This is a genomic window from Altererythrobacter sp. CAU 1644 (assembly GCF_029623755.1).
GTDB lineage: Bacteria > Pseudomonadota > Alphaproteobacteria > Sphingomonadales > Sphingomonadaceae > Erythrobacter > Erythrobacter arenosus.
Genome location: NZ_CP121106.1, coordinates 3,062,348 through 3,082,699, shown reverse-complemented (window position 1 = coordinate 3,082,699; position 20,352 = coordinate 3,062,348). Strand labels below are relative to the sequence as shown.

14 protein-coding genes are annotated in these 20,352 nt (G+C 63.2%); 11 read left to right on the top strand and 3 right to left on the bottom strand.

Annotated features, from left to right (window positions below):
- The 4 genes from P7228_RS15295 to P7228_RS15280 are packed head-to-tail and all read left to right on the top strand — an operon-like array spanning position 1 to position 4,807.
- Positions 1–906 carry a methyltetrahydrofolate cobalamin methyltransferase gene (locus P7228_RS15295; RefSeq protein ID WP_278016093.1) on the top strand — a complete coding sequence of 302 codons (906 nt, stop codon included), beginning with the start codon at positions 1–3 and terminating at the stop codon, positions 904–906.
- Positions 899–1,297 carry a GFA family protein gene (locus P7228_RS15290; RefSeq protein WP_278016092.1) on the top strand — a complete coding sequence of 133 codons (399 nt, stop codon included), beginning with the start codon at positions 899–901 and terminating at the stop codon, positions 1,295–1,297. Before P7228_RS15295 ends, P7228_RS15290 begins: the two co-directional genes overlap by 8 nt.
- 7 nt (positions 1,298–1,304) lie before the next feature.
- Entirely contained in the window at positions 1,305–3,257 is a 1,953-nt protein-coding gene (locus P7228_RS15285) for an ASKHA domain-containing protein (protein ID WP_278016091.1), read from the top strand.
- 14 nt (positions 3,258–3,271) lie between these two features.
- Positions 3,272–4,807, top strand: a complete 1,536-nt coding sequence (locus P7228_RS15280) for a trimethylamine methyltransferase family protein (protein WP_278016090.1) — start codon at positions 3,272–3,274, stop codon at positions 4,805–4,807.
- Here P7228_RS15280 and P7228_RS15275 read toward each other — a convergent pair.
- From P7228_RS15275 to P7228_RS15265, 3 genes are read right to left on the bottom strand one after another with little or no spacing between them, the layout of a single operon-like run.
- Entirely contained in the window at positions 4,800–6,485 is a 1,686-nt protein-coding gene (locus tag P7228_RS15275; protein ID WP_278016089.1) for a BCCT family transporter, read from the bottom strand. The genes P7228_RS15280 and P7228_RS15275 overlap by 8 nt on opposite strands.
- A 22-nt stretch (positions 6,486–6,507) precedes the next feature.
- Positions 6,508–8,559, bottom strand: a complete 2,052-nt coding sequence (locus tag P7228_RS15270; protein ID WP_278016088.1) for a tetratricopeptide repeat-containing sulfotransferase family protein — start codon at positions 8,557–8,559, stop codon at positions 6,508–6,510.
- 50 nt (positions 8,560–8,609) lie between these two features.
- Entirely contained in the window at positions 8,610–11,309 is a 2,700-nt protein-coding gene (locus P7228_RS15265) for a TonB-dependent receptor (protein ID WP_278016087.1), read from the bottom strand.
- Between the two features lie 280 nt (positions 11,310–11,589).
- On the opposite strand from P7228_RS15265, the gene P7228_RS15260 reads away from it, so the two are divergent.
- The 7 genes from P7228_RS15260 (at position 11,590) to fdhD (ending at position 20,351) form a co-directional block, all read left to right on the top strand.
- Positions 11,590–12,561 (top strand): LysR family transcriptional regulator, encoded by a 972-nt coding sequence (locus tag P7228_RS15260; RefSeq protein WP_278016086.1) that lies wholly within the window; start codon positions 11,590–11,592, stop codon positions 12,559–12,561.
- A 175-nt stretch (positions 12,562–12,736) separates the two neighbouring features.
- On the top strand, positions 12,737–14,437 hold the full coding sequence (locus P7228_RS15255) for a formate--tetrahydrofolate ligase (protein ID WP_278016085.1): 1,701 nt from the start codon (positions 12,737–12,739) through the stop codon (positions 14,435–14,437).
- 49 nt (positions 14,438–14,486) lie between these two features.
- Positions 14,487–14,912 (top strand): NAD(P)H-dependent oxidoreductase subunit E, encoded by a 426-nt coding sequence (locus P7228_RS15250; RefSeq protein WP_278016084.1) that lies wholly within the window; start codon positions 14,487–14,489, stop codon positions 14,910–14,912.
- Complete coding sequence (locus P7228_RS15245; protein WP_278016083.1) at positions 14,909–16,450, top strand: NADH-ubiquinone oxidoreductase-F iron-sulfur binding region domain-containing protein; 1,542 nt, start codon at positions 14,909–14,911, stop codon at positions 16,448–16,450. The genes P7228_RS15250 and P7228_RS15245 overlap by 4 nt, the downstream gene beginning before the upstream one ends.
- Positions 16,440–19,292 carry a formate dehydrogenase subunit alpha gene (fdhF, locus tag P7228_RS15240; RefSeq protein ID WP_278016082.1) on the top strand — a complete coding sequence of 951 codons (2,853 nt, stop codon included), beginning with the start codon at positions 16,440–16,442 and terminating at the stop codon, positions 19,290–19,292. The genes P7228_RS15245 and fdhF overlap by 11 nt, the downstream gene beginning before the upstream one ends.
- Positions 19,289–19,588, top strand: a complete 300-nt coding sequence (locus P7228_RS15235) for a formate dehydrogenase subunit delta (protein ID WP_278016081.1) — start codon at positions 19,289–19,291, stop codon at positions 19,586–19,588. The genes fdhF and P7228_RS15235 overlap by 4 nt, the downstream gene beginning before the upstream one ends.
- Complete coding sequence (gene fdhD / locus P7228_RS15230) at positions 19,578–20,351, top strand: formate dehydrogenase accessory sulfurtransferase FdhD (RefSeq protein ID WP_278016080.1); 774 nt, start codon at positions 19,578–19,580, stop codon at positions 20,349–20,351. The genes P7228_RS15235 and fdhD overlap by 11 nt, the downstream gene beginning before the upstream one ends.
- Position 20,352 lies beyond the last annotated feature (1 nt).

The following is a 20,352-nucleotide window of genomic DNA, read 5'->3' as shown; positions in this document are numbered from 1 at the left end:
ATGTCACGAACCGTACTCAGTTCCGCCACCAAGGAAGTCATTATTGGCTTCGACCAGCCTTTCGTCATGATCGGCGAGCGCATCAACCCGACCGGGCGCAAGCTGCTCGCCGCCGAAATGAAGGAAGGCGATTATTCGCGGGTGCAGGCCGATGCGCTGGCGCAGGTCGAGGCGGGCGCGCAGATGCTCGACGTCAACGCCGGCATCCCGCTGGCGGACGAGCCGAAGATCCTCGCCGAAGTGGTCCAGCTGGTGCAATCAGTGACCGACGTTCCGCTGTGCATCGATAGCTCGATCATCGAGGCGCTGGAATCGGGCCTGTCGGTCTATCAGGGCCGCGCTTTGGTCAACTCCACCACCGCCGAGAGCGAGGTGATGGAGCGGGTCCTGCCGCTGGTGAAGAAATACGATGCCGCCGTCGTCGCCATTTCGAACGACGAGACGGGCATTTCGGAAGATCCGGACGAACGTTTCAAGATCGCCAAGCTCATCGTCGAGCGTGCACAGGATCACGGGATCAAGCCGCAAGACGTGGTGGTCGACCCGCTGGTCATGCCGATCGGCGCGATCAATTCCGCCGGGCGCGACGTCTTTCGCCTCGTTCGTCGCCTGCGCGAGGAACTGGGCGTCAACACCACCTGCGGCGCGTCGAACATCGGCTTTGGCCTGCCCAACCGCCACGCAATCAACAATTCGTTTCTCCCCATGCTGCAATGCGCAGGGATGACCAGCGCGATCCTCAACCCGCTGCACGAGGGGCTGGTCCCGGCGATCAAGGCGGCGGATGTGCTCAACGGCAACGACCCCAACTGCGCCAACTGGATCCGTACTTACCGCGAGCCTGCACCAGAGGGTGAAGGCGAGGGCCGCGGCGGGCGTCGCGGCAGTCGCAGGCGTCGTGGCTGACCTGCGGACCGGGCAGTGTCTGTGCGGTAGCGTGACGTACCGCGCCGAAGGCCTGCGCGATATCTGGTACTGCCACTGCCGCCAGTGCCGCCGTGTGACCGGTCATTTCATGGCCGCTTGCCGCACCGGCAAGGACGACCTCGATGCGCATGGCGAGATCCGCTGGTTCAAACACTCCGGCACGTCGGAAATGGGGCGCTGCGCGCGCTGCGGCAGTCCGCTGTTCTGGCGTCAGCCGGAATCGGCGACGATCAGCGTCGTGGCCGGAAGCCTCGACGATACCGATGGCCTCGCCGTGCCCGGGCACATCTTTACCGCCGAGAAGGGCGGATATTACGCGATTGCCGATGGGCTGCAACAATGGGCCGGACAGCCCGAGGGAGGCTGTTGAGGCTCTGATGACGCAGCACAAGGTCATCTTCACGCCTTCGGGCATCCGCGCCACGGCAAGCGGCGACCAAACCGTCTACGACGTTGCGCTGGCGGCCGGGGTCGACCTGCAGTCGATCTGCGGCGGGAAGGGCATGTGCAATCGCTGCCAGGTCGAGGTCGAGCCGGGCAGTCATGCGAAATACGGAATTACCGTCGGCGAAGACGCGCTCTCGGAATGGACGGAGAGCGAACAGCGTGGGGTGGACAAGGGCAGGTTGCCGCCTGGCCGCCGCTTGGCCTGTCGTGCGAAAGTGCTGGGCGACGTCGTGGTCGATGTTCCCGCCGATGCGCGCGAGTACGAGACCAGCATTTCCAAGGCTTCGGTCGCCTTCCTGACCGAGCTTGACCCGGCCGTAAAGCTCTACATGCTCGAGCTTCCGCAGCAGGGCCTCGACGACAATCCGTCCGATGCCGAAGCGCTCAGTGCAGCGCTGCGCCAGTTCGGCATCGACGCGGCTCCCAAGCACCGCACGCTGGTCAAGCTGCAGCCGATCCTGGCGAAGAACGACCGCCGCCTGATCGCTGTGGTGCGCGACGACCGGCAGATCATCGACATCTGGCCGCCGGAAATGTTCCATGTCTACGGCGCGGCGATCGATATCGGATCGACCTCGATCGCGCTCTATGTTTACGACCTTTCGCAAGGCGAGCTCGCCTACGAAGCCAGCGCGATGAATCCGCAGATCCGCTTCGGCGAGGATCTGATGAGCCGCGTGTCCTATTGCATGCTCAACAAGGGCGGCGAGGAGAAGCTCACGCAGGCGGTGCGCGAGCAGGTCGCCGCGATGCTCGAACAGGCGCGGGTCACTCTCAATCTCGGCCACAACCAGATCCTTGAGGTTGTCGCGGTGGGCAATCCGATCATGCACCACCTTTTCCTTGGCATATCGCCGGTCGAACTTGGTCAAGCGCCATTCACGCTCGCGGTGAAGGACCTGTTTGAGGTTCCCGCGCGGCTGCTCGATCTTGGTCTTTCGGAAAGTGCACGGGTGACCATGCTTCCCCTGGTTGGCGGGCACGTCGGCGCGGACACCACCGGCGCTTATCTCACCCAGATCGACGCGATGGAGGGACGCAGCGTCCTGCTCGTCGATATCGGCACCAATGCCGAAATCGTGCTGAGCCACGGCGGCAAGGTCGCGGCGGCATCCTCGCCCACCGGTCCGGCCTTCGAAGGGGCGGAAATCAGCGCCGGCGTGCGCGCGAGCAAGGGCGCGATCGAACGCGTGCGGATCGACCCCGCTACGGGCGAGAGCAAGGTGCGTATCATTGGCCACGACGGCTGGCTGTCGGACAGCGACGGCTCTGCACTGCCGCACCGGATCAGCGGCATCTGCGGTTCGGGCATTTTCGAAGTCATGGTCGAGCTGGCCGATGCGGGCTTTATCGATCGCGGCGGCTTGTTCCGTCCCGAATCCTGCCCGGCGCGTTTCGTGGAGGACGGCAAGAGCTGGAAATTCCTCCTCGTCGACCAGCCCGGCGCGCAGATCTGGATCAAGCAGACCGACATTCGCAGCGTGCAGTTGGCCAAGGCCGCGCTGGCGGCAGGCGTACGCCTGCTAACCGATCATCTCGGGTGCGAGAGCTTCGACGAAGTGCTGCTGGCCGGTGCCTTCGGCAATCATCTCGACGCCGAATATGTTGCGCGGATCGGGATCATCCCGGGCGCCGAGGCGGCGCAGATCCGCTCGATCGGCAATGCCGCAGGGATGGGCGCCGCCATGGCGATGTTCAACCGCGCCGAACAGCACAAGCTGGTCGAGGCGGTCCGCCTGATCGAGAAGGTCGAAACCGCGACCGAACCCAAGTTCCAGGACTATTTCGTCGAGGCGATGGCTTTTCCCACCGCGCCGCAGACGAGCGATGACAACCAGCAGGGGCGGGGCCGCCGGCGCCGCTCGCGCGACAGGACAGCATAGGAAGGACGAGTACAATGGCGAGAGAAGGACGTTCCGGGGGCCGTCGCGGCCGGGCCGCAGCCAATGCTGCCGAGGCAACGCCGCGCGCGCCCTATATCAAGCGCAACATCCCGCCCTACGAGGTACTCGGCGATGCCGATCTCGCCAAGATCGAAGAGAATGCCGAGACGATCCTTTCCGAGATCGGGATCGACATCAAGGACGACCCCGAGACTATCGAGATTTTCGTCAAGGCGGGCGCCACTGCCGACGGCGAACGCGTGCGCTTTCCACGCGGAATGTGCCGCGGACTGATCCAGGCGACCGCACCGCGTCAGTTCACGCAATATGCGCGCAATCCGGCCAACAATGTCGAGATCGGCGGCAACAACACCGTGCTGGTCCCGGCCTATGGCTCGCCCTTCGTCTATTCGCGCGAAGGCGGCCGCCGCTATGCTACGATTGAGGACTTCCGTAATTTCGTGAAGCTGGCCTACATGGCCGACAGCCTGCACCATTCGGGCGGCACGATCTGCGAGCCTGTCGACCTGCCGGTGAACAAGCGCCATTTCGACATGGTCTACAGCCACATCAAATATAGCGACAAGGCCTTCATGGGCTCTGTCACGCATCCGAGCCGCGCCGAGGATTCGGTCGCGATGGCCAAGATCGTGTTCGGCGACGACTTCGTCGAGAACAATTGTGTGCTGATCAACCTCATCAACGCCAATTCGCCGATGACCTTCGACGACACCATGCTCGGTTCGCTCAAGGTCTATGCACGGCACAACCAGGCGGTGATGGTCAGCCCCTTCATCGTCGCGGGCGCGATGAGCCCGGTCACGGTCGCGGCAGTTGCTGCGCAGTCGCTTGCCGAGGGCATGGTCGGCATGTCGCTCGCCCAGCTGGTGCGCCCCGGCGCGCCGGTGATCTACGGCAATTTTGTAAGCTCGATGTCGATGCAGTCGGGCGCGCCGACCTTTGGTTCGCCCGAGGCTTCGTTGGTGATCAACGTCGGCGCTGCGCTGGCGCGGCGTCTCGGCGTGCCGTTCCGCAGTGCGGGCGGTTTCACCGCGTCCAAGGTGCCCGATGCGCAGGCCGCCTATGAAGCAGCCAACACGCTGCAGCAGGGGCTGCTCGCGGGCGTAAACTTCATGCTCCACACCGCCGGCTGGCTCGAGGGCGGGCTTGCCATGGGCTACGAGAAGTTCGTCATGGACTGCGACCAGGCGGCGATGATGGCGGTCTATGCCAATGGCGTCGACATGAGCGAGAACGGGCAGGCGATGGACGCGTTGCGTGAAGTCGGCCCTGGCCAGCATTTCCTTGGTTGCAGCCACACGCAGGCGAACTTCAAGAGCGCCTTCTACCGGTCGACAATTGCCGACAACAACAGCTACGAGCAGTGGGTCGAAGACGGCAAGCTAGATGCCGAGCAGCGCGCCGAGCAGCTCTACAAGCAACTGCTGGCCGACTATGTCGCGCCCGAACTTGACCCAGAGATCGACGCGCGGCTCATCGAGTTCATGGAAACCCGAAAGGCAAGCTTCCCGGATTCGAACATCAGCTAGCGGGATCGGCCTTCGCTTCGGGCGGCACGGTGCATTCGATGCCGTGCCGCAGGCGGATCGTGTCGCGCCAGATCGCCTTCACGACCGCCACCGCCAGCAGCGCGCTTACGAAGCTGAAGGGTAGCGCGCCGATGATCATGGCGGTGCGGATCGCGTCGAGCCCGCCGACCAACAGCAGGCTGCCCACGACCAGCGCGATGGCGACGCCCCAGAACATGATGTGCCTGCGGCCATGGTCGCTGTCGTTGCCGCCCGCATTGATCGTGTTGACCACCAGGATCGCGCTGTCGGCGGACGTAATGACGTAGGTCAGCAGCAGCAGAACCACGAGCACCGAAAAGGCATAGGCGAGGCCTGAGTCCATCAGCGCGGCGATGGTAGCGTAGAGTTGGTCCGACAGCACCGTGCCGACGATATTGCCTTCCCCAGCGCCGCTCAGCACCAGCTCGACCGCCGTCCCGCCGACGAGCGACAGCCAGACAAAGCACATCAGCGCCGGGGCGATCACCACGCCGAGGATGTATTCGCGCACGGTTCGCCCCTTGGAAACGCGCGCAATGAACATGCCGACGAAGGGAGCAAAGGCGATCCACCAGGCCCAGTAGAACACGGTCCAGTCGAGTTGCCACTGCGCGATCCCATCGCCGATCGTGGTTCCGTCGGGCGCATTGGTGATGAATGAGAGTGCGGGCAGGGCGGTGACGTAGTCGAGCAGGCCGCGGGCGAAAATCTCGAGGCTGAACAAAGCCGATCCCGCGATCAGGAAGGCTGCAAACAGGATGAAAGACAGCACGAGATTGAGGTTCGAAAGCCATTTGATCCCTTTACCGACGCCCGAAAGCGCGGAGAGCGTCGAGGCACCTACGATGATCATCAGGGCGAGCACGATGGCGGGTATGGAGGCCGAATTGTCCTTGGCCAGCAGCCAGTCGCCCATGCCGATGCGGTTGAGACCCTGTACGAACTGCTCGACGCCGAGCCCCAGGGTGACGGAGATGCCGAGGATCGTCGCCACCACCGCCACGATGTCGACGGCATGGCCGCTCATCCCGCTCAAGCGATGGCCCAGCAATGGAGCGAGGCCCGAGCGGATCGTCAGCGGCAGACCGCGGCGATAGGCGACATAGCCGATCGCAAGGCCCACCAGCGCGTAGATCGCCCAGGCGGAGAAGCCCCAGTGGAGGAAGGAATAGACATAGGCCGAGCGTACCGCGTTTTCGGTCAGCGCGGTCGCCTCCCCGGCAATGATGACCGGGTTGTTCTGCAGATGCGACAGCGGTTCGCCGGTCGAATAGGTCAGCATGCCGATGCCGAGGCCCGCGCCGAACATCATCGCGAACCAGGAGAAGCGCGAGAACTCGGGGACGTCTCCGGCTCGGCCAAGCCTGAGCTTGCCGGAAGCGGGAAGGGCGGCGAGGATGATGCTCAGCACGAGGAAGCCCCCCACCAGCCACACGTACCAGCCCGAAAACAGCCGGATGATGGTGGTGTTGGCAATGCCCAGCACTTCGCCCGCATTGACCGGGAAGGCGATCGCCCAGACGATCAGCAGCGAAATGATGATCTTCGAAGGGATCGTAACGTGCTTGCTGAATCCCGAGTAGAATCCCCGCTCCGACACTGCGATGGGCAGGTCGGTCAGCGGCGGCGCGATACGCGCGCTGGTCTCATCGGTCATCAGAATCCCTCCCTGTGCCCCGCTAGCGGCGATAATCTTCCAGCACGTCGCCCAGCGCATCCTTGAGCGGATCGAGCCAGGGTTCGAACGGCTTCCAGGCCTCGAGGCCCTTGGTATTGATCGGTTGGCGCACCTGCTCGCTGCTGGCCGTGCGGACGACGCGCTCGGTCTTGTGGAATTGCAGGCAAGCTTCCTCGAATGGCAGGTCGAGGTAGTCGAGGATGCGGCGCACCTGCGCCTCGGTATCGGCAACCACGTCCTCGTACTGCACATGCAGGATCTGGCCCGGCAGCACCTCGTGCCAGTGGCGCATCAGGTGGACGTAATCGTGATAGTAACGCCCCACCTCGTTGAGGCCGTAGGTGAACTCCTGCCCCTCGGCAAACAGCTGCTTGAAGCCCGAGAAACAGCAGGACATCGGCGCGCGGCGGGCGTCGATGATCTTGGCATTGGGCAGGATCAGCTTGATCAGCCCGATATGCCGGAAATTATTCGGCATCTTGTCGATGAAGAAGGGGGCTCCGGCGCGGTGGACCCGCGTGTCCTCGATGAACTTCTCGCCGAACTGGTGCAGTTGCTCGTCGGTCAGCTCGTGCAGGATCTGCGGGTACTGCGACTGATCGGTCACCTGCTTGCGGCGCCGCAGCCGGTGCGCAAGCGAAAGGATATTCGGAAGCTCGAGCGTGCCGTCGACCTGGCTGTGGCTGGCGATGATCTGTTCGAGCAGGGTGGAGCCTGCGCGCGGCAGCCCGACGATGAAGATCGGGTCGGGTGCTGGGAAACCCTTGCCGCCCTGCCGCTCGAACAATTCGGGCGTGCAGACCTCGCGCTGGGCCGCGAATTCCTCGGTCATCTGATCGGCGTCGTAGCGCGACTGCACCCGCTTCAGCTCGTTGCCGCGGCGGTAATATTCGAAGGCCGGCTCGTATTCCTTGCGATCCTCGAAGGCCTTGCCGAGCGAGAAGCAGACCTGCGCCCGCGCGTTGTAGCCCAGCCGGTCACCGGCTTCCTCGCGCTGCATGATCGCCACCTCATCATCGGTGAAGCGATAGGTCTTGAGGTTGGCAAGGCCGAACCAGGCATCGCCATGTTCGGGCATGGAGCGATAGGCGCGGCGATAACTTTCGACCGCATCGTCATGCTTGCCAAAGGTCTTCAGCGCATGCCCCCGGCTGGTCAGCGTGGAAGGATCGCCGGGCTGCTTCTCAAGGACGCGATCGAACAGCTCGAAGGCGCGCTCGAAGCGGTTGTTGTGCATACTCTCGATCGCAAGGTTCGACTGGAACACCGGGTCTTCCGGATTGCTCTCGTAGAGGATCTGCGCCTGTTCGAGCGCCGCTTCGTAATTCTGGCGCTTGCGCAGGATCTGCATGTATTCGAGCCGCGCGGATACGTGCTCGGGCTCGAACGCGACCGCGCTTTCGAGCAGGAACTCGGCGTCCTCCATCACATTGAGGCGGGCGCCGATATCGGCCAGCATCCGCATGGCGTCGACATGCCGGGGGTTGTGCTGGAGGAAGGCGCGGCACATCTCTTCGGCCTTGATCAGGCGCCCTTCGTGGATGTGGTTCATCGCCGCGCGGACCGGCGGCGGGAGCGACTTGAGCCACCGCGCCTGCTCGGCGCATTTGCGCGCTTCTCCCTGGTTGCCGATGCGCTGGAACAGCTCGGCCTGCCGATCCCAACTGGCGATGAGCGAGGGATTGTAGTGGCAGGCCCGGCGATATGCCTCGAGCGCCTGCTCGTATCTACCCGCGTGATAGTGGAGGTGCGCTTCTTCCTGGTGGGCGCGCCCGAATTCCGGGGCGACCGCCTTGATTTCCTCGATCGATCGCAGCGCCGCGTCGGGATTGCCCTGGAAACGCTCGATTACCGCCTTGAGGTACAGCGCGTCGCGCGACCGGGGCTCATCCGAGAGGATTTCGGCCACGATAGTAGACGCTGCGGCGAGATCGCCTGTCTGGACCTGCTTCTGCGCGTCCTTGAGGCGTGTTTCGAGATCGTTTTCCTGGATGGTGCTGTCCGGATTGGCATTGAAAAGAGCGCCCCGGTCGGGCCGGGACGCTCTCGTCATATCATCGGCACTCTTGATCACAAATATCCGGTCGGTTTGCGATCCGGCGCCTAGAAGTCGTAGCCGAGACGAATACCGATCGTGCGCGGTCGTGCCGGGGTCTGGCGCGCCACGTCGAACACGCCGTTCGCCGACAGGATCGCATGCGTATCGAACAGATTGTCTGCGAACAGTTCGGCCTTCCATGTCCCGGTCGAGACACCCGCCGTGAGCGAAACCATCGTCCAGCTGTCGATATCTATCGCGCTGTTGTCGAGGATATCGCTGCGCGAGCCTGCCGAGTGCGTGACCTGCGGCATGATATGTGCCTCCAGCGTATCGGACAGGTCCCATTCGTACCGCGCTCGGATATTGCCCTGGAAGCTCGGCGCAAATGCGAGGTCCGAACCCTCGGTCACATCGCCCGTCGGGATGAGGACGTTGGTGATCTTCGTATCGAGGATCGAGAACGCGCTCGTCACGGTCAGCCCTGGCACTGAATAGGGCGCCCAGACGAGGTCCCCTTCTATGCCGTAGACCCTCGCATCTGCCGCATTGGCAGAGAAGAACAGGTTCGTGATCGTAGGATCGAAAATCGTCGTCTGAAGCCGTTTGATGTCGACGTAGAACGCGTTTCCGTTGAACTGCAGCTGATTACCGGCGAGGTTGGTTTTCCAACCGAATTCATAGTTCGTTACTTCGTCGGTTTCGACCTCGAAGGGCACGGTGAAAGTGCCTGCTGCATTGACGCGTCCGCCCGGCCGGTTGAGCAAGCCAGGGCGGAAACCCTCGGAGTAGGTCAGGTAGAAGAGCAGATCTTCCGTCGGGGTGTAGCTCAAGCTCCCCTTGAAGATATATCCGCTCGTCGAGGCCTTGTCCGGAGCCGCCAGCGCGTTGAAGATCGCGGTTGCCTGCGACAGGCTCAATGCCGGGTCGATCGCCTGGATGTCGGCGATCGATTGGCCCTCGGTGTAGGTAATGTGTCGCGCGGTGTTGCAGGTGCCGCGGAAGGTGAATTGCCCATCGGCATTGTACTGGTCCGAGATATCGGTGCCGAAGGCGTTCGCGTCGGGCTGGAAGCTGTTGCAGAACGATGAGTTCGCGCTTCCTTCCAGATCGACCTCGACATCGTAATAGCGGGCGCCGAATTTGGCCGTCAGCACATCGGGGACGATGTCGAAACTGAGCTCGCCGAACAGGCCCCATTGCTTGTCGGTGCGGCGGACGTCGTTGCGGAAGATCGTCTCCGCAGCGAACGGCCCGTCATCCGAGGTGTAGCCGGTCATGAACGGGAAGTTCGGCGAGAACCCGCCGCCCGATCCGAAGACATTGGCATTCACATTGTTCGGATAGTTGAAGTCATTGCGCTCATCGAGCTGCAGGTCCGAATAGAACCCGCCTGCGGTCAGGCGGATGCGCTTGTCGGCCGGCGTGTTGAAGCGCAGTTCCTGGGTCAGCACCTTGGTATCGGTCACCGAGGCGACATAGAGGTTGGGTGCCTGGCAGGTGCCGAAGGGCACGCCCGCAACCCCGCCGTAGGACGCGTTGTAGACCGGGTAGCTGACCGTCGAATCGCACAGGTAGTACGGCAGGTACTGCCCGATGAAGAGATAGTCGGTGTAGTCGATCCGCTGGGCGGTATCACGCTTGGTATAGGCACCGGTGTAGAGCACTTCGAGCGCCCCGATGCGGCCTTCGACCGTCCAGTTGATGTTGTCGAAATCGTCGTCAATCTCGTCGCGCTCGTAGCGTTGGACGTTGTATTCGCCGAGATCGGGATCTTCGAAGAACACGCCCTCGGAATCGACCCACTGCTTGGCGTAGCCGAGCGTGACGGTCCAGTCGGGCGTCAGTTCGGCCCGCAGGGACGCACGGAAGCCCTTGTAGGACGTGTCGTTGAAGTCGTCTTCGACCAGGGCCGAATTGTCGGCGGCGATGAAGGTCGTATTGGCGCTGTCGATCCCGCCAAGATTGGTTGCATCCGACTGGAAGCCGGCGCGATTGGGGCCGACCACCGTGCCGTTCTCGCGCACTGCGGTGCCGGGGCGGAAGCGCGCCGAATCGCGCAGCGTCTGGGTGCCGGCAACATTGTCGATATAGCCGCCGCGATCGTCATAATAGCCGACGACGCGGAGCGCCGCGATGTCACCCAGGGGCAGATTGATGCCGCCCTCGAGCTTGTAGCTTTCCTCGCCCCCCTTGGTGGTGGAGAGGCTGGCGTTGACGAAACCGGAGGTCTCGCCCAGCCGCGGCTTGTTGGTGATCAGGCGGATCGTACCGGCCTGCGAACTGGCGCCAAACAGGGTGCCCTGCGGCCCGGGAAGCACTTCAATACGCTCGAGGTCGATCGCATAGACGTCGAGGTTGCGGCCCGGCTGCGAGAGCGGCTGCTCGTCGAGATAGAGTGCGACGTTCGGCGCGAGACCGGCCACGCCTGCAGTGGTGAGGTTCGGAGTCGTGGAGGCGACGCCGCGAATATAGATGGTCGACTGGCCAGGGCCGCCGCCGCCGGCGGTGACGTTGGGAAGCTGGACGAGATAGTCGGTGAACTCGTCGATCCCGAGGTTCTCGAGCTCTTCGGTTCCGATCGCCTGGACCGCCACAGGGATGTCCTGGGCATCTTCCGACCGCTTGGTTGCGGTGACGACGATCGTCGGAATGCCGCCTTGCTGCTGCGCGCCTGCCTGCGCGCCTGCATCCTGCGCGAAGGCTGGTACGACACAACAGGTCGCAACGGCCAGGCTCGATGCACCGGTCAACAACTTCTTCATTGGTTACGCCCTCCCCATATTATTCAGGCCTTCACAGAGCACGGGGACGAGACATTGCCGGTGGCGATGCTGAAGTCGTTCCAAGCGCGCGCGGAACCCGCGATGAGCCTTGCCACCAAGCCTAGGCTGAATCTGCGGCACTTCAAACGAGTCGACTGCTAATTGGCTAACCATTAGGGATTCTGATAAAGTTTATCGTGATCAACGCGCTTGCTCAGGGCGGTTGGGACGCGCGAAAATATCGGCGCGTGAATTGCGCAATTGGGGAGAATTGCCAGCTATGAAGCAAGGTAAGCAGCTCGGCAGTTTCGAGTTTCGCACATTGCAGGTGTTCGTGACTACGGCCGAGCAGGGGGGAATGACCCGCGGGGCCGAAGTGCTCGGAATGACGCAGTCGGGCGTGTCCCAGACGATCGCCGCGCTGGAAGAGGCGGTCGGCAAGCAATTGTTCGACCGGACGGTGCGCCCGATCGTGCTGACGAGCGCGGGGCAAGCCCTGCTGTCGCGCGGCAAGAAGATCCTCGCTGACGTCCAGCAGGCCTATCTCGAGGCCGCCGAAGAGGAATACCTGCAGCTCGCCCAGCTCTCGATCACCATGCCGGAAAGTCTCGCCAACGTCCTCGGGCCGCGGCTTTATCATCGGGCTTCGGACATGGCACGATCGTGGCGGATCTCGAACGGGTTGTTTCCCGACCAACAGGCGCGCTTCAATTCCCACGCTGCCGACATCATGATCACCGAGGAATCGCACGTTTCCGGCACCATCGGGGTCGAACGCTATACGATCCTCTCGGAGCCCTATGTCCTTATTTTCCCGAAGGGCTTTCCCATGGAGATGGAACTTGGGGAGCACCTGGCGGGCAGCAACTTCATTCGCTTCTCGATGCGCTCGTCGGTGGGGCGAAAAACCGAGGCGCAGCTCAACCGACTCCAGTTCAAATTCCCCGAGCGGATCGAGTTCGACTCCGTGAGTGGCCACTCGCAGGCCGTCGCCAATGGCGATGGCTGGGGCATCACGACGCCGCTCTGCCTGTTCCAGACCCCGGGAGTGATCGAACGGCTCGAGGTCAAGCCGATAAGCCGGGGGAGCTTCTTCAGGCGGATGACGCTGATCGCCAGGGACGGGATGCTCGGTCCTGCGACCCGCAACATCACTCAGGAATGCCGCGACATTCTGGAGCGCGAGGTCTTCCCCGAACTCTTTGCGGACCTGCCCTGGCTGGAATCGCTGATGAGCGTCGGAGAAGACTGAAAAAGCATTATTTGCGACAGGGATAACATCTCACCTACCATCACGCTCACTGATGTTGTGGATCAGTTTCCTTCCTCAGTTCTGCTAATCCTTGTGCCACCCTACAAATTCACCAGACAGGCCACATCGAAACGCCGCCAGCCCGGCTGGCAACTATGGGGGAGAGCAAGAGCCCATGCCGCAAGAAAACCTGCCGCCACCGGGTGCGCCCGATATCGAGATTGCTCGCGCCGCGCGGATGGAGCCGATACTCGGACTGGCCGAGCGGCGGCTGGGCCTCGCTCCTGAAGCTCTGGTCCCGCACGGCCATTTCAAGGCCAAGCTGAGCCTCGATCACATTTCCGGCATGAAGGATCGGCCGAACGGCAAGCTCGTGCTGGTCACTGCGATCACCCCGACGCCTGCGGGCGAGGGCAAGACCACGACCAGCGTCGGCCTGACCGACGGGCTGAATGTGATTGGCGTCAATGCCATGGTCTGCCTGCGCGAACCCTCGCTCGGGCCGTGCTTCGGCATGAAGGGTGGTGCGGCAGGGGGCGGGCGTGCCCAGGTCGTACCGATGGAGGACATCAACCTCCACTTCAACGGCGATTTCCATGCCATCACCTCGGCCCACAGCCTGCTCGCCGCCTTGCTCGACAACCACCTGCAGTGGGGTAACGAACTCGATATCGACCCGCGGCGTATCACCTGGCGCCGGGTGGTCGACATGAACGATCGCGCGCTGCGCAACATCACGATCGGCCTCGGCGGTCCGGCCCACGGAATTCCGCGCGAAAGCGGGTTCGACATTACCGTCGCTTCCGAGATCATGGCCATCCTCTGCCTTGCCACCGATCTCCATGATCTGCAGCGGCGCCTGGGGGACATCATCGTTGCCCGGACCCGCGCGAAAGAGCCGATCACGGCACGCGACCTTGGTGCCGACGGCGCCATGGCAGTCCTGCTGAAGGACGCGCTCGCCCCCAATCTGGTGCAGACGATCGAGCACAATCCGGCCTTCATCCACGGTGGACCGTTCGCCAATATCGCGCACGGTTGCAATTCGGTGATGGCGACCCAGAGTGCGCTCAAGCTGGCCGACGTCGTCGTGACCGAAGCGGGCTTCGGCGCCGACCTCGGGGCGCAGAAGTTCATCGACATCAAGTGCCGCCAGTCGGGCCTGCGTCCCGATGCGGTGGTGCTTGTCGCCACGGTCCGCGCGCTCAAGATGCAGGGCGGTGTGGCCAAGGAGGACCTTGGAACGCCAGATGTGGAGGCGCTCGAGCGCGGGGCGGTCAACATCCGGCGCCATATCCAGAACCTCAAGAAATACGGCATCTCGCCGGTCGTTGCGATCAACCACTTCATCAAGGATTCCCAGGAGGAAATCGACGCGCTCAAGCGGATCTGCGGCGAGATGGGGGTTGCTTGTGCCCTCTCCAAGCATTGGGCCGAAGGCGGGGAAGGCGCGCGGGAACTGGCCGAAGCGGTCAAGGCCGTGCTTGATGGCGGCTCGCCCCAGGTCGAACTGCTCTATCCGTGCGAAATGCCGCTGGGCGAAAAGATCGAGACCATCGCCAAGGAAATCTACCGGGCCGAGGAGGTCGTGATCGTCAGTTCCGCTGCCCGCGATCTCAAGGAATATGAGAAGCTGGGATACGGAAATCTCCCGATCTGCATTGCCAAGACGCAGTACAGCTTCTCCACCGATGCGACCAAGCAGGGTGCGCCCGAAGGCCACACGGTCGAAGTGCGCGAGGTGCGATTGTCGGCGGGGGCGGGCTTCGTTGTCGCAATTTGCGGCGACATCATGGTGATGCCCGGCCTGCCGCGCAAACCGGCCGCCTTCGAAATCGGTCTCGACAGCAGCGGCCAGATTGTCGGGCTCGCCTGAACGGACAGGCGATGCGCGACAAGCGCAGTCGTGTTAGGATCACGAAGTGATGGATCGAGATCAGCGCCTCGTCGAAATCTGTGCCGAGCATCGGGATCGGAAGGGACCGCTCTTGCCGATCCTGCACGCGATCCAAGCCGAGTTTGGCTGCATCGACGAGGCGGCCGAGCGCACGGTTGCACAGGCGCTTAACCTCAGCCGCGCCGAGGTGCACGGGGTGGTGAGTTTCTATCACGATTTCACGCCGGCCCACGATCCGCGGCCCAAGGTCCAGATCTGCCGTGCCGAGGCGTGCCAGGCGCGCGGGGTGGAGGCGCTGATGCCCGATGCCGAAGCGACCGCAGGCAATCGAGTGAAGCTGGCAACGGTCTATTGCCTCGGGCTGTGCAGCGTCGGGCCCAATGCGCGGATCGGTGATGCGGTTTACTCACGCTTGGACGACGCCAAGCTTCGTCAGTTGATCGAGGGCGCATGACGATCGTTCGCATCTCCGATGACAGCCTGGCCAAGGCTTGCGGTGCCGATGCAGTCGCGCGCGCTTTCGAGCGGGCTGGCGCGACGGTGGAACGGGTTTCGAGCTGGGGTATGCACTGGCTCGAGCCGCTGGTCGAAGTCGACGGGCAGGGCTTTGGCCCGGCAACGGTCGATGACGTGGCGGCGATCCTCGACGGCAGCAGTCAGCTCGGCATTGGCACAATCGCCGATCACCCCTTTATTGCAGGGCAGCAGCGGCTGACCTTTGCGCGGGCGGGCAAGACGCGACCTTTGAGCCTGGAGGATTACGAGGCCACCGGCGGTTGGGCAGGTCTTGAACGCGCCAGGTCGATCGGCCCCGAGCGGATCCTCGAGGAAGTTACCCAGTCGGGCCTGCGCGGTCGCGGCGGTGCGGGTTTCCCGGCCGGGATCAAGTGGCAAACCGTGGCCAAGGCGGCGGGACCGGAGAAATACATCGTCTGCAATGCCGATGAGGGCGACAGCGGGACTTTTGCCGACCGAATGCTGATGGAAGGCGATCCATTCGCGCTGATCGAGGGCATGGCGATAGCCGGGCTCGCGGTCGGCGCATCGCAGGGCTACGTCTACCTGCGCAGCGAGTATCCCGATGCTATTGCGAAGCTACACGAAGCTATCGGGTTATCGGCGGATATCGTCGCGCCTTTTGCGCTCGAGGTACGGGTCGGTGCGGGCGCTTATGTTTGCGGCGAAGAGACCAGCCTGCTCAACAGTCTCGAAGGCAAGCGCGGTGAAGTGCGTGCCAAGCCGCCGCTCCCCGCGATCGAGGGCGCCTTCGGCAAACCGACCGTCGTCAACAACGTCCTCACGCTCGCGGCCATACCGCATATCCTCTCGGAAGGGGGGGCGGCGCTCTACGAAAGCCTCGGGATCGAGCGCTCAAAAGGTACCATGCCGGTCCAACTGGCGGGCAATATCCGCTACGGCGGGCTCTACGAAACCGCTTTCGGGATTACTCTCGGTGAACTGGTCAATGACATCGGCGGCGGAACTGCTTCCGGACGGCCGGTGAAGGCAGTCCAGGTCGGCGGGCCGCTCGGCGCCTATATCCACTCAAACCAGTTCGACCTGCCTTTCGATTACGAGGCGTTCACCGCGGCCGAGGGGCTCATCGGGCACGGCGGGATCACCGTGTTCGACGACACTGCCGACATGGGCGCAATGGCCCGTTTCGCCTTCGAATTCTGTGCTGCTGAAAGCTGCGGAAAGTGCACGCCCTGCCGGATCGGGGCAGTCCGCGGGGCGGAAATCGTCGATCGCATCCTGGCCGGAGGGCGCGAGCCCGACCGGCTCGAGCTTGCACCGCAGATGCATAATGCAGTCAAGTCTACGCGTAATCAGGCCGAGCAGATCGAACTGCTCGAAGACTTGTGCGAGGTGATGCGCGACGGGTCGCTTTGCGCCCTCGGAGGCTTCACTCCCTTTCCGGTGATGAGCGCGCTGAAGCATTGGCCCGAAGATTTTGGTATAGAGGCTCTGGAGACTGCCGATGGGCTTTGAACGCCAACCCGATTTCGGAACGCCCGAAAGCCGTTCGACCGAGCGCGTGACGCTGACGATCGACGGTCGCCTGGTTACGGTGCCCGCCGGGACCAGCGTGATGCGCGCTGCGCGCGAGAGCGGTGGCGACATTCCCAGCCTGTGCGCCACGGACAATGTGAAGAGCTTCGGTTCGTGCCGCATGTGCCTGGTCGAGATCGACGGGCGGCGCGGTACGCCCGCGAGCTGCACCACGCCGGCCGAGGAGGGCATGGTCGTCCATACCCAGAACGCCCGGCTGGCAAAGCTGCGGCGCGGGGTGATGGAGCTCTACATCTCCGATCATCCGCTCGACTGCCTGACCTGCAGCGCCAACAATGATTGCGAGCTTCAGGACACCGCTGCCGAAGTCGGCTTGCGCGATGTGCGCTATGGCTATGACGGCGCCAATCATCTGGGCGAAGCGACCGATACCTCCAACCCCTATTTCGATTTCGACCCGAGCAAGTGCATCGTCTGTTCGCGCTGCGTGCGCGCCTGCGACGAGGTGCAGGGCACATTGGCGCTCACGGTGGACGGTCGCGGTTTTGCCTCGCTGATCAGCGCCGGGACGAAGGCGGACGATTTTCTCTCCAGCGAATGCGTGAGCTGCGGGGCATGCGTGCAGGCCTGCCCAACGGCGACCCTGCGCGAGAAGAGCGTCAAGGAACTGGGCAAGCCGGAACGCGCGGTGGTCACGACTTGCGCTTATTGCGGGGTCGGCTGCACCTTCCGCGCGGAAATGAAGGGCGAACAACTCGTCCGCATGGTTCCGTACAAGGATGGCAAGGCCAATCGCGGCCATTCCTGTGTCAAAGGACGTTTCGCCTGGGGCTATGCCAACCACCAGGACCGCATCACCTCGCCGATGATCCGCGAGAGCATCGACCAGCCTTGGCGCGAGGTCAACTGGGACGAAGCGATCGCCTTCACCGCCGACCGGCTCAATACGATCAAGGCAGAGCATGGCGCGCGGGCGCTGGGTGGGATCACCTCGAGCCGCTGCACCAATGAGGAAACCTTCCTGGTCCAGAAGATGGTGCGTTCGGTTTTCGGTGCGAACAATGTCGATACTTGCGCCCGCGTGTGCCATTCGCCGACCGGCTATGGGCTCAAGACAACCTTCGGGACCAGCGCCGGTACGCAGGATTTCGATAGTGTCGAGCATACCGATGTCGCGCTGGTAATCGGAGCGAACCCGACCGACGGCCACCCGGTCTTCGCCAGCCGGCTCAAGCGCCGATTGCGCCAGGGAGCGAAGCTGATCGTGATCGACCCGCGCCGGATCGATCTCGTGCGCACGCCGCATGTCGAGGCGGCCCACCACCTTCCCCTTCAGCCCGGTACCAATGTCGCGGTACTCACCGCAATGGCGCATGTCATCGTCACAGAGGGGCTCACCGACCAAGCATTCATTCGCGAGCGCTGCGATGTCGAGGCCTATGAGGATTGGGCTCGGTTCGTATCGGACGAGCGGCATTCGCCCGAGACGCTCGAGCCGGTCACGCGTGTTCCGGCCGAGGAATTGCGCGGAGCAGCGCGCCTATTTGCGACCGGCGGCAACGGCGCGATCTATTACGGGCTGGGCGTGACCGAGCATAGCCAGGGCTCCTCGACCGTGATGGCGATCGCCAACCTCGCAATGGCGACCGGCAATATCGGTCGGCCGGGTGTGGGGGTGAACCCGCTACGCGGCCAGAACAATGTGCAGGGGGCTTGCGACATGGGCAGCTTCCCGCACGAACTGCCCGGCTATCGCCATCTATCGGATGCCGCGACCCGCGAATTGTTCGAGAAGGATTGGGGCGTGTCGCTCGATCCGGAACCGGGCCTGCGCATTCCCAACATGCTCGATGCTGCGGTCGATGGCAGCTTCAAGGCGATCTATATCCAGGGCGAGGACATTCTGCAGTCCGATCCGAACACGCAGCATGTGGCGGACGGCCTGTCCTCGATGGACTGCGTGATCGTCCATGATCTCTTCCTCAACGAGACCGCAAACTACGCGCACGTCTTCCTTCCGGGCAGCACGTTCCTCGAGAAGAACGGCACCTTCACCAATGCCGAGCGGCGCATCCAGCCGGTCCGCAAGGTAATGGAGCCTGCGAATGGCCAAGAGGATTGGGAGGTCACGCAACTGCTCGCCAATGCCCTTGGCGCTGGCTGGAACTACTCGCATCCGAGCGAGATCCTCGACGAGATCGCGCGGCTCACCGGCAGTTTTGCAGGAGTGAACTGGCAGATGCTGCAGGAACGCGGCAGCGTGCAATGGCCGGTCAATGAGAAGCACCCAGACGGTTCGCCGGTGATGCACATCGAAGGGTTCGTTCGCGGGAAGGGGCTGTTCGTCGTTACCGACTACGTCCCGACCGACGAAAAGACCGGGCCGCGTTTCCCGCTGCTGCTCACCACCGGACGCATTCTCAGCCAGTACAATGTCGGCGCGCAGACGCGGCGCACGGCCAATACCGTCTGGCACCAGGAGGACCTGCTTGAAGTGCATCCGGTCGATGCCGAGAACCGTGGCCTCAAGGACGGCGACTGGGCGAAGCTCGCCAGCCGGACCGGCGAGACGACCTTGCGCGTCACCGTGACCGACCGGGTCGCGCCGGGCGTCGTCTACACCACCTTCCACCACCCCGCGACTCAGGCCAATGTCGTCACCACCGACTACTCGGACTGGGCCACCAATTGCCCCGAGTACAAGGTAACTGCGGTGCAAGTCACACCGTCGAACGGCCCGACCGATTGGCAGGAAGACTATCAGGAGTTGACCGCACGCAGTCGCCGCATAGCCGGCGGTGCGATGGAACCCGCAGAATGAGCTCGGAAGCGCCCCATAAGAGCCAGTTAGAGACGCTCTATCGTTATGCCAACCAGATCGCGAAGAACTTCGTCGCGATCGGGCATGATCGCGCAGTGCTGGCGACTGCCGATCACATCGAGAGCTTCTGGGATCCGCGCATGAAGGAGGCGGTGTTCTCAAGTGATCGCAGCGGGCTCGACCCGATTGCGGCTGAAGCGGTCGCGCATCTCTACGAGAAGGGGCACCCCGGCTCACAGACTCGCGCCACCGATTTTTCCAAGCACGGCGGGCTGCACAATTCGGATGCCGGGTAACACGCGCGAAGTTCGCCGCAACGGCACCTCGCGCGAGGTGTCGCGCGAATGGGTGCCCGAAGTGCCGGTGGCGCTTGAGTTCAACGGGCTGGCCTATGCGGTAATGATGGCGACGCCGCGCGATCTCGAGGATTTCGTTACGGGCTTCGCGTTGACCGAGGGGCTGGCGGCGCGCCCGGAGGACATCGACCAATTCGATATTGCCGAAACCGATCTTGGCTATGTGGTCCGGACCCAATTGTCGGGCCTCGGTATCGAGCAATTGTCGGAGCGTGTGCGTACTCGGGTAGCCGAGAGCTCCTGCGGGCTGTGCGGGATCGAGAATCTCGAAGCGCTGGCCAAGCCACTACCCAAAGTGCCGAAGGGCGAGCGTCCCGCCGAGGCGGCAATCTTTGCCGCGGTCGTGGACCTGCGCGCAAAGCAAGTACTCAATGCGCAAACCGGTGCCGCACATGCGGCTGCTTTCGCCAATAGGGAGGGCCAGATCATCCTGATGCGCGAGGATGTCGGTCGTCACAATGCAGTCGACAAGCTGGTTGGTGCGCTCGCGGCAGTAGGGCGCGACTTCGCGGAAGGATTTGTACTTTCTACCGCACGCTGCTCCTACGAAATCGTCGAAAAGGTGGTTCGGGCAGGCGGGAATTTCCTCGTCACCATTTCGCTGCCGACTAGCATGGCGGTCGAGCGCGCGCGGGCAGCAGGCCTGGGCCTGGTATGCCTTGCTCGCGACGACAGCTTTCTCGAGATCGACAGCGCCGGTTAGG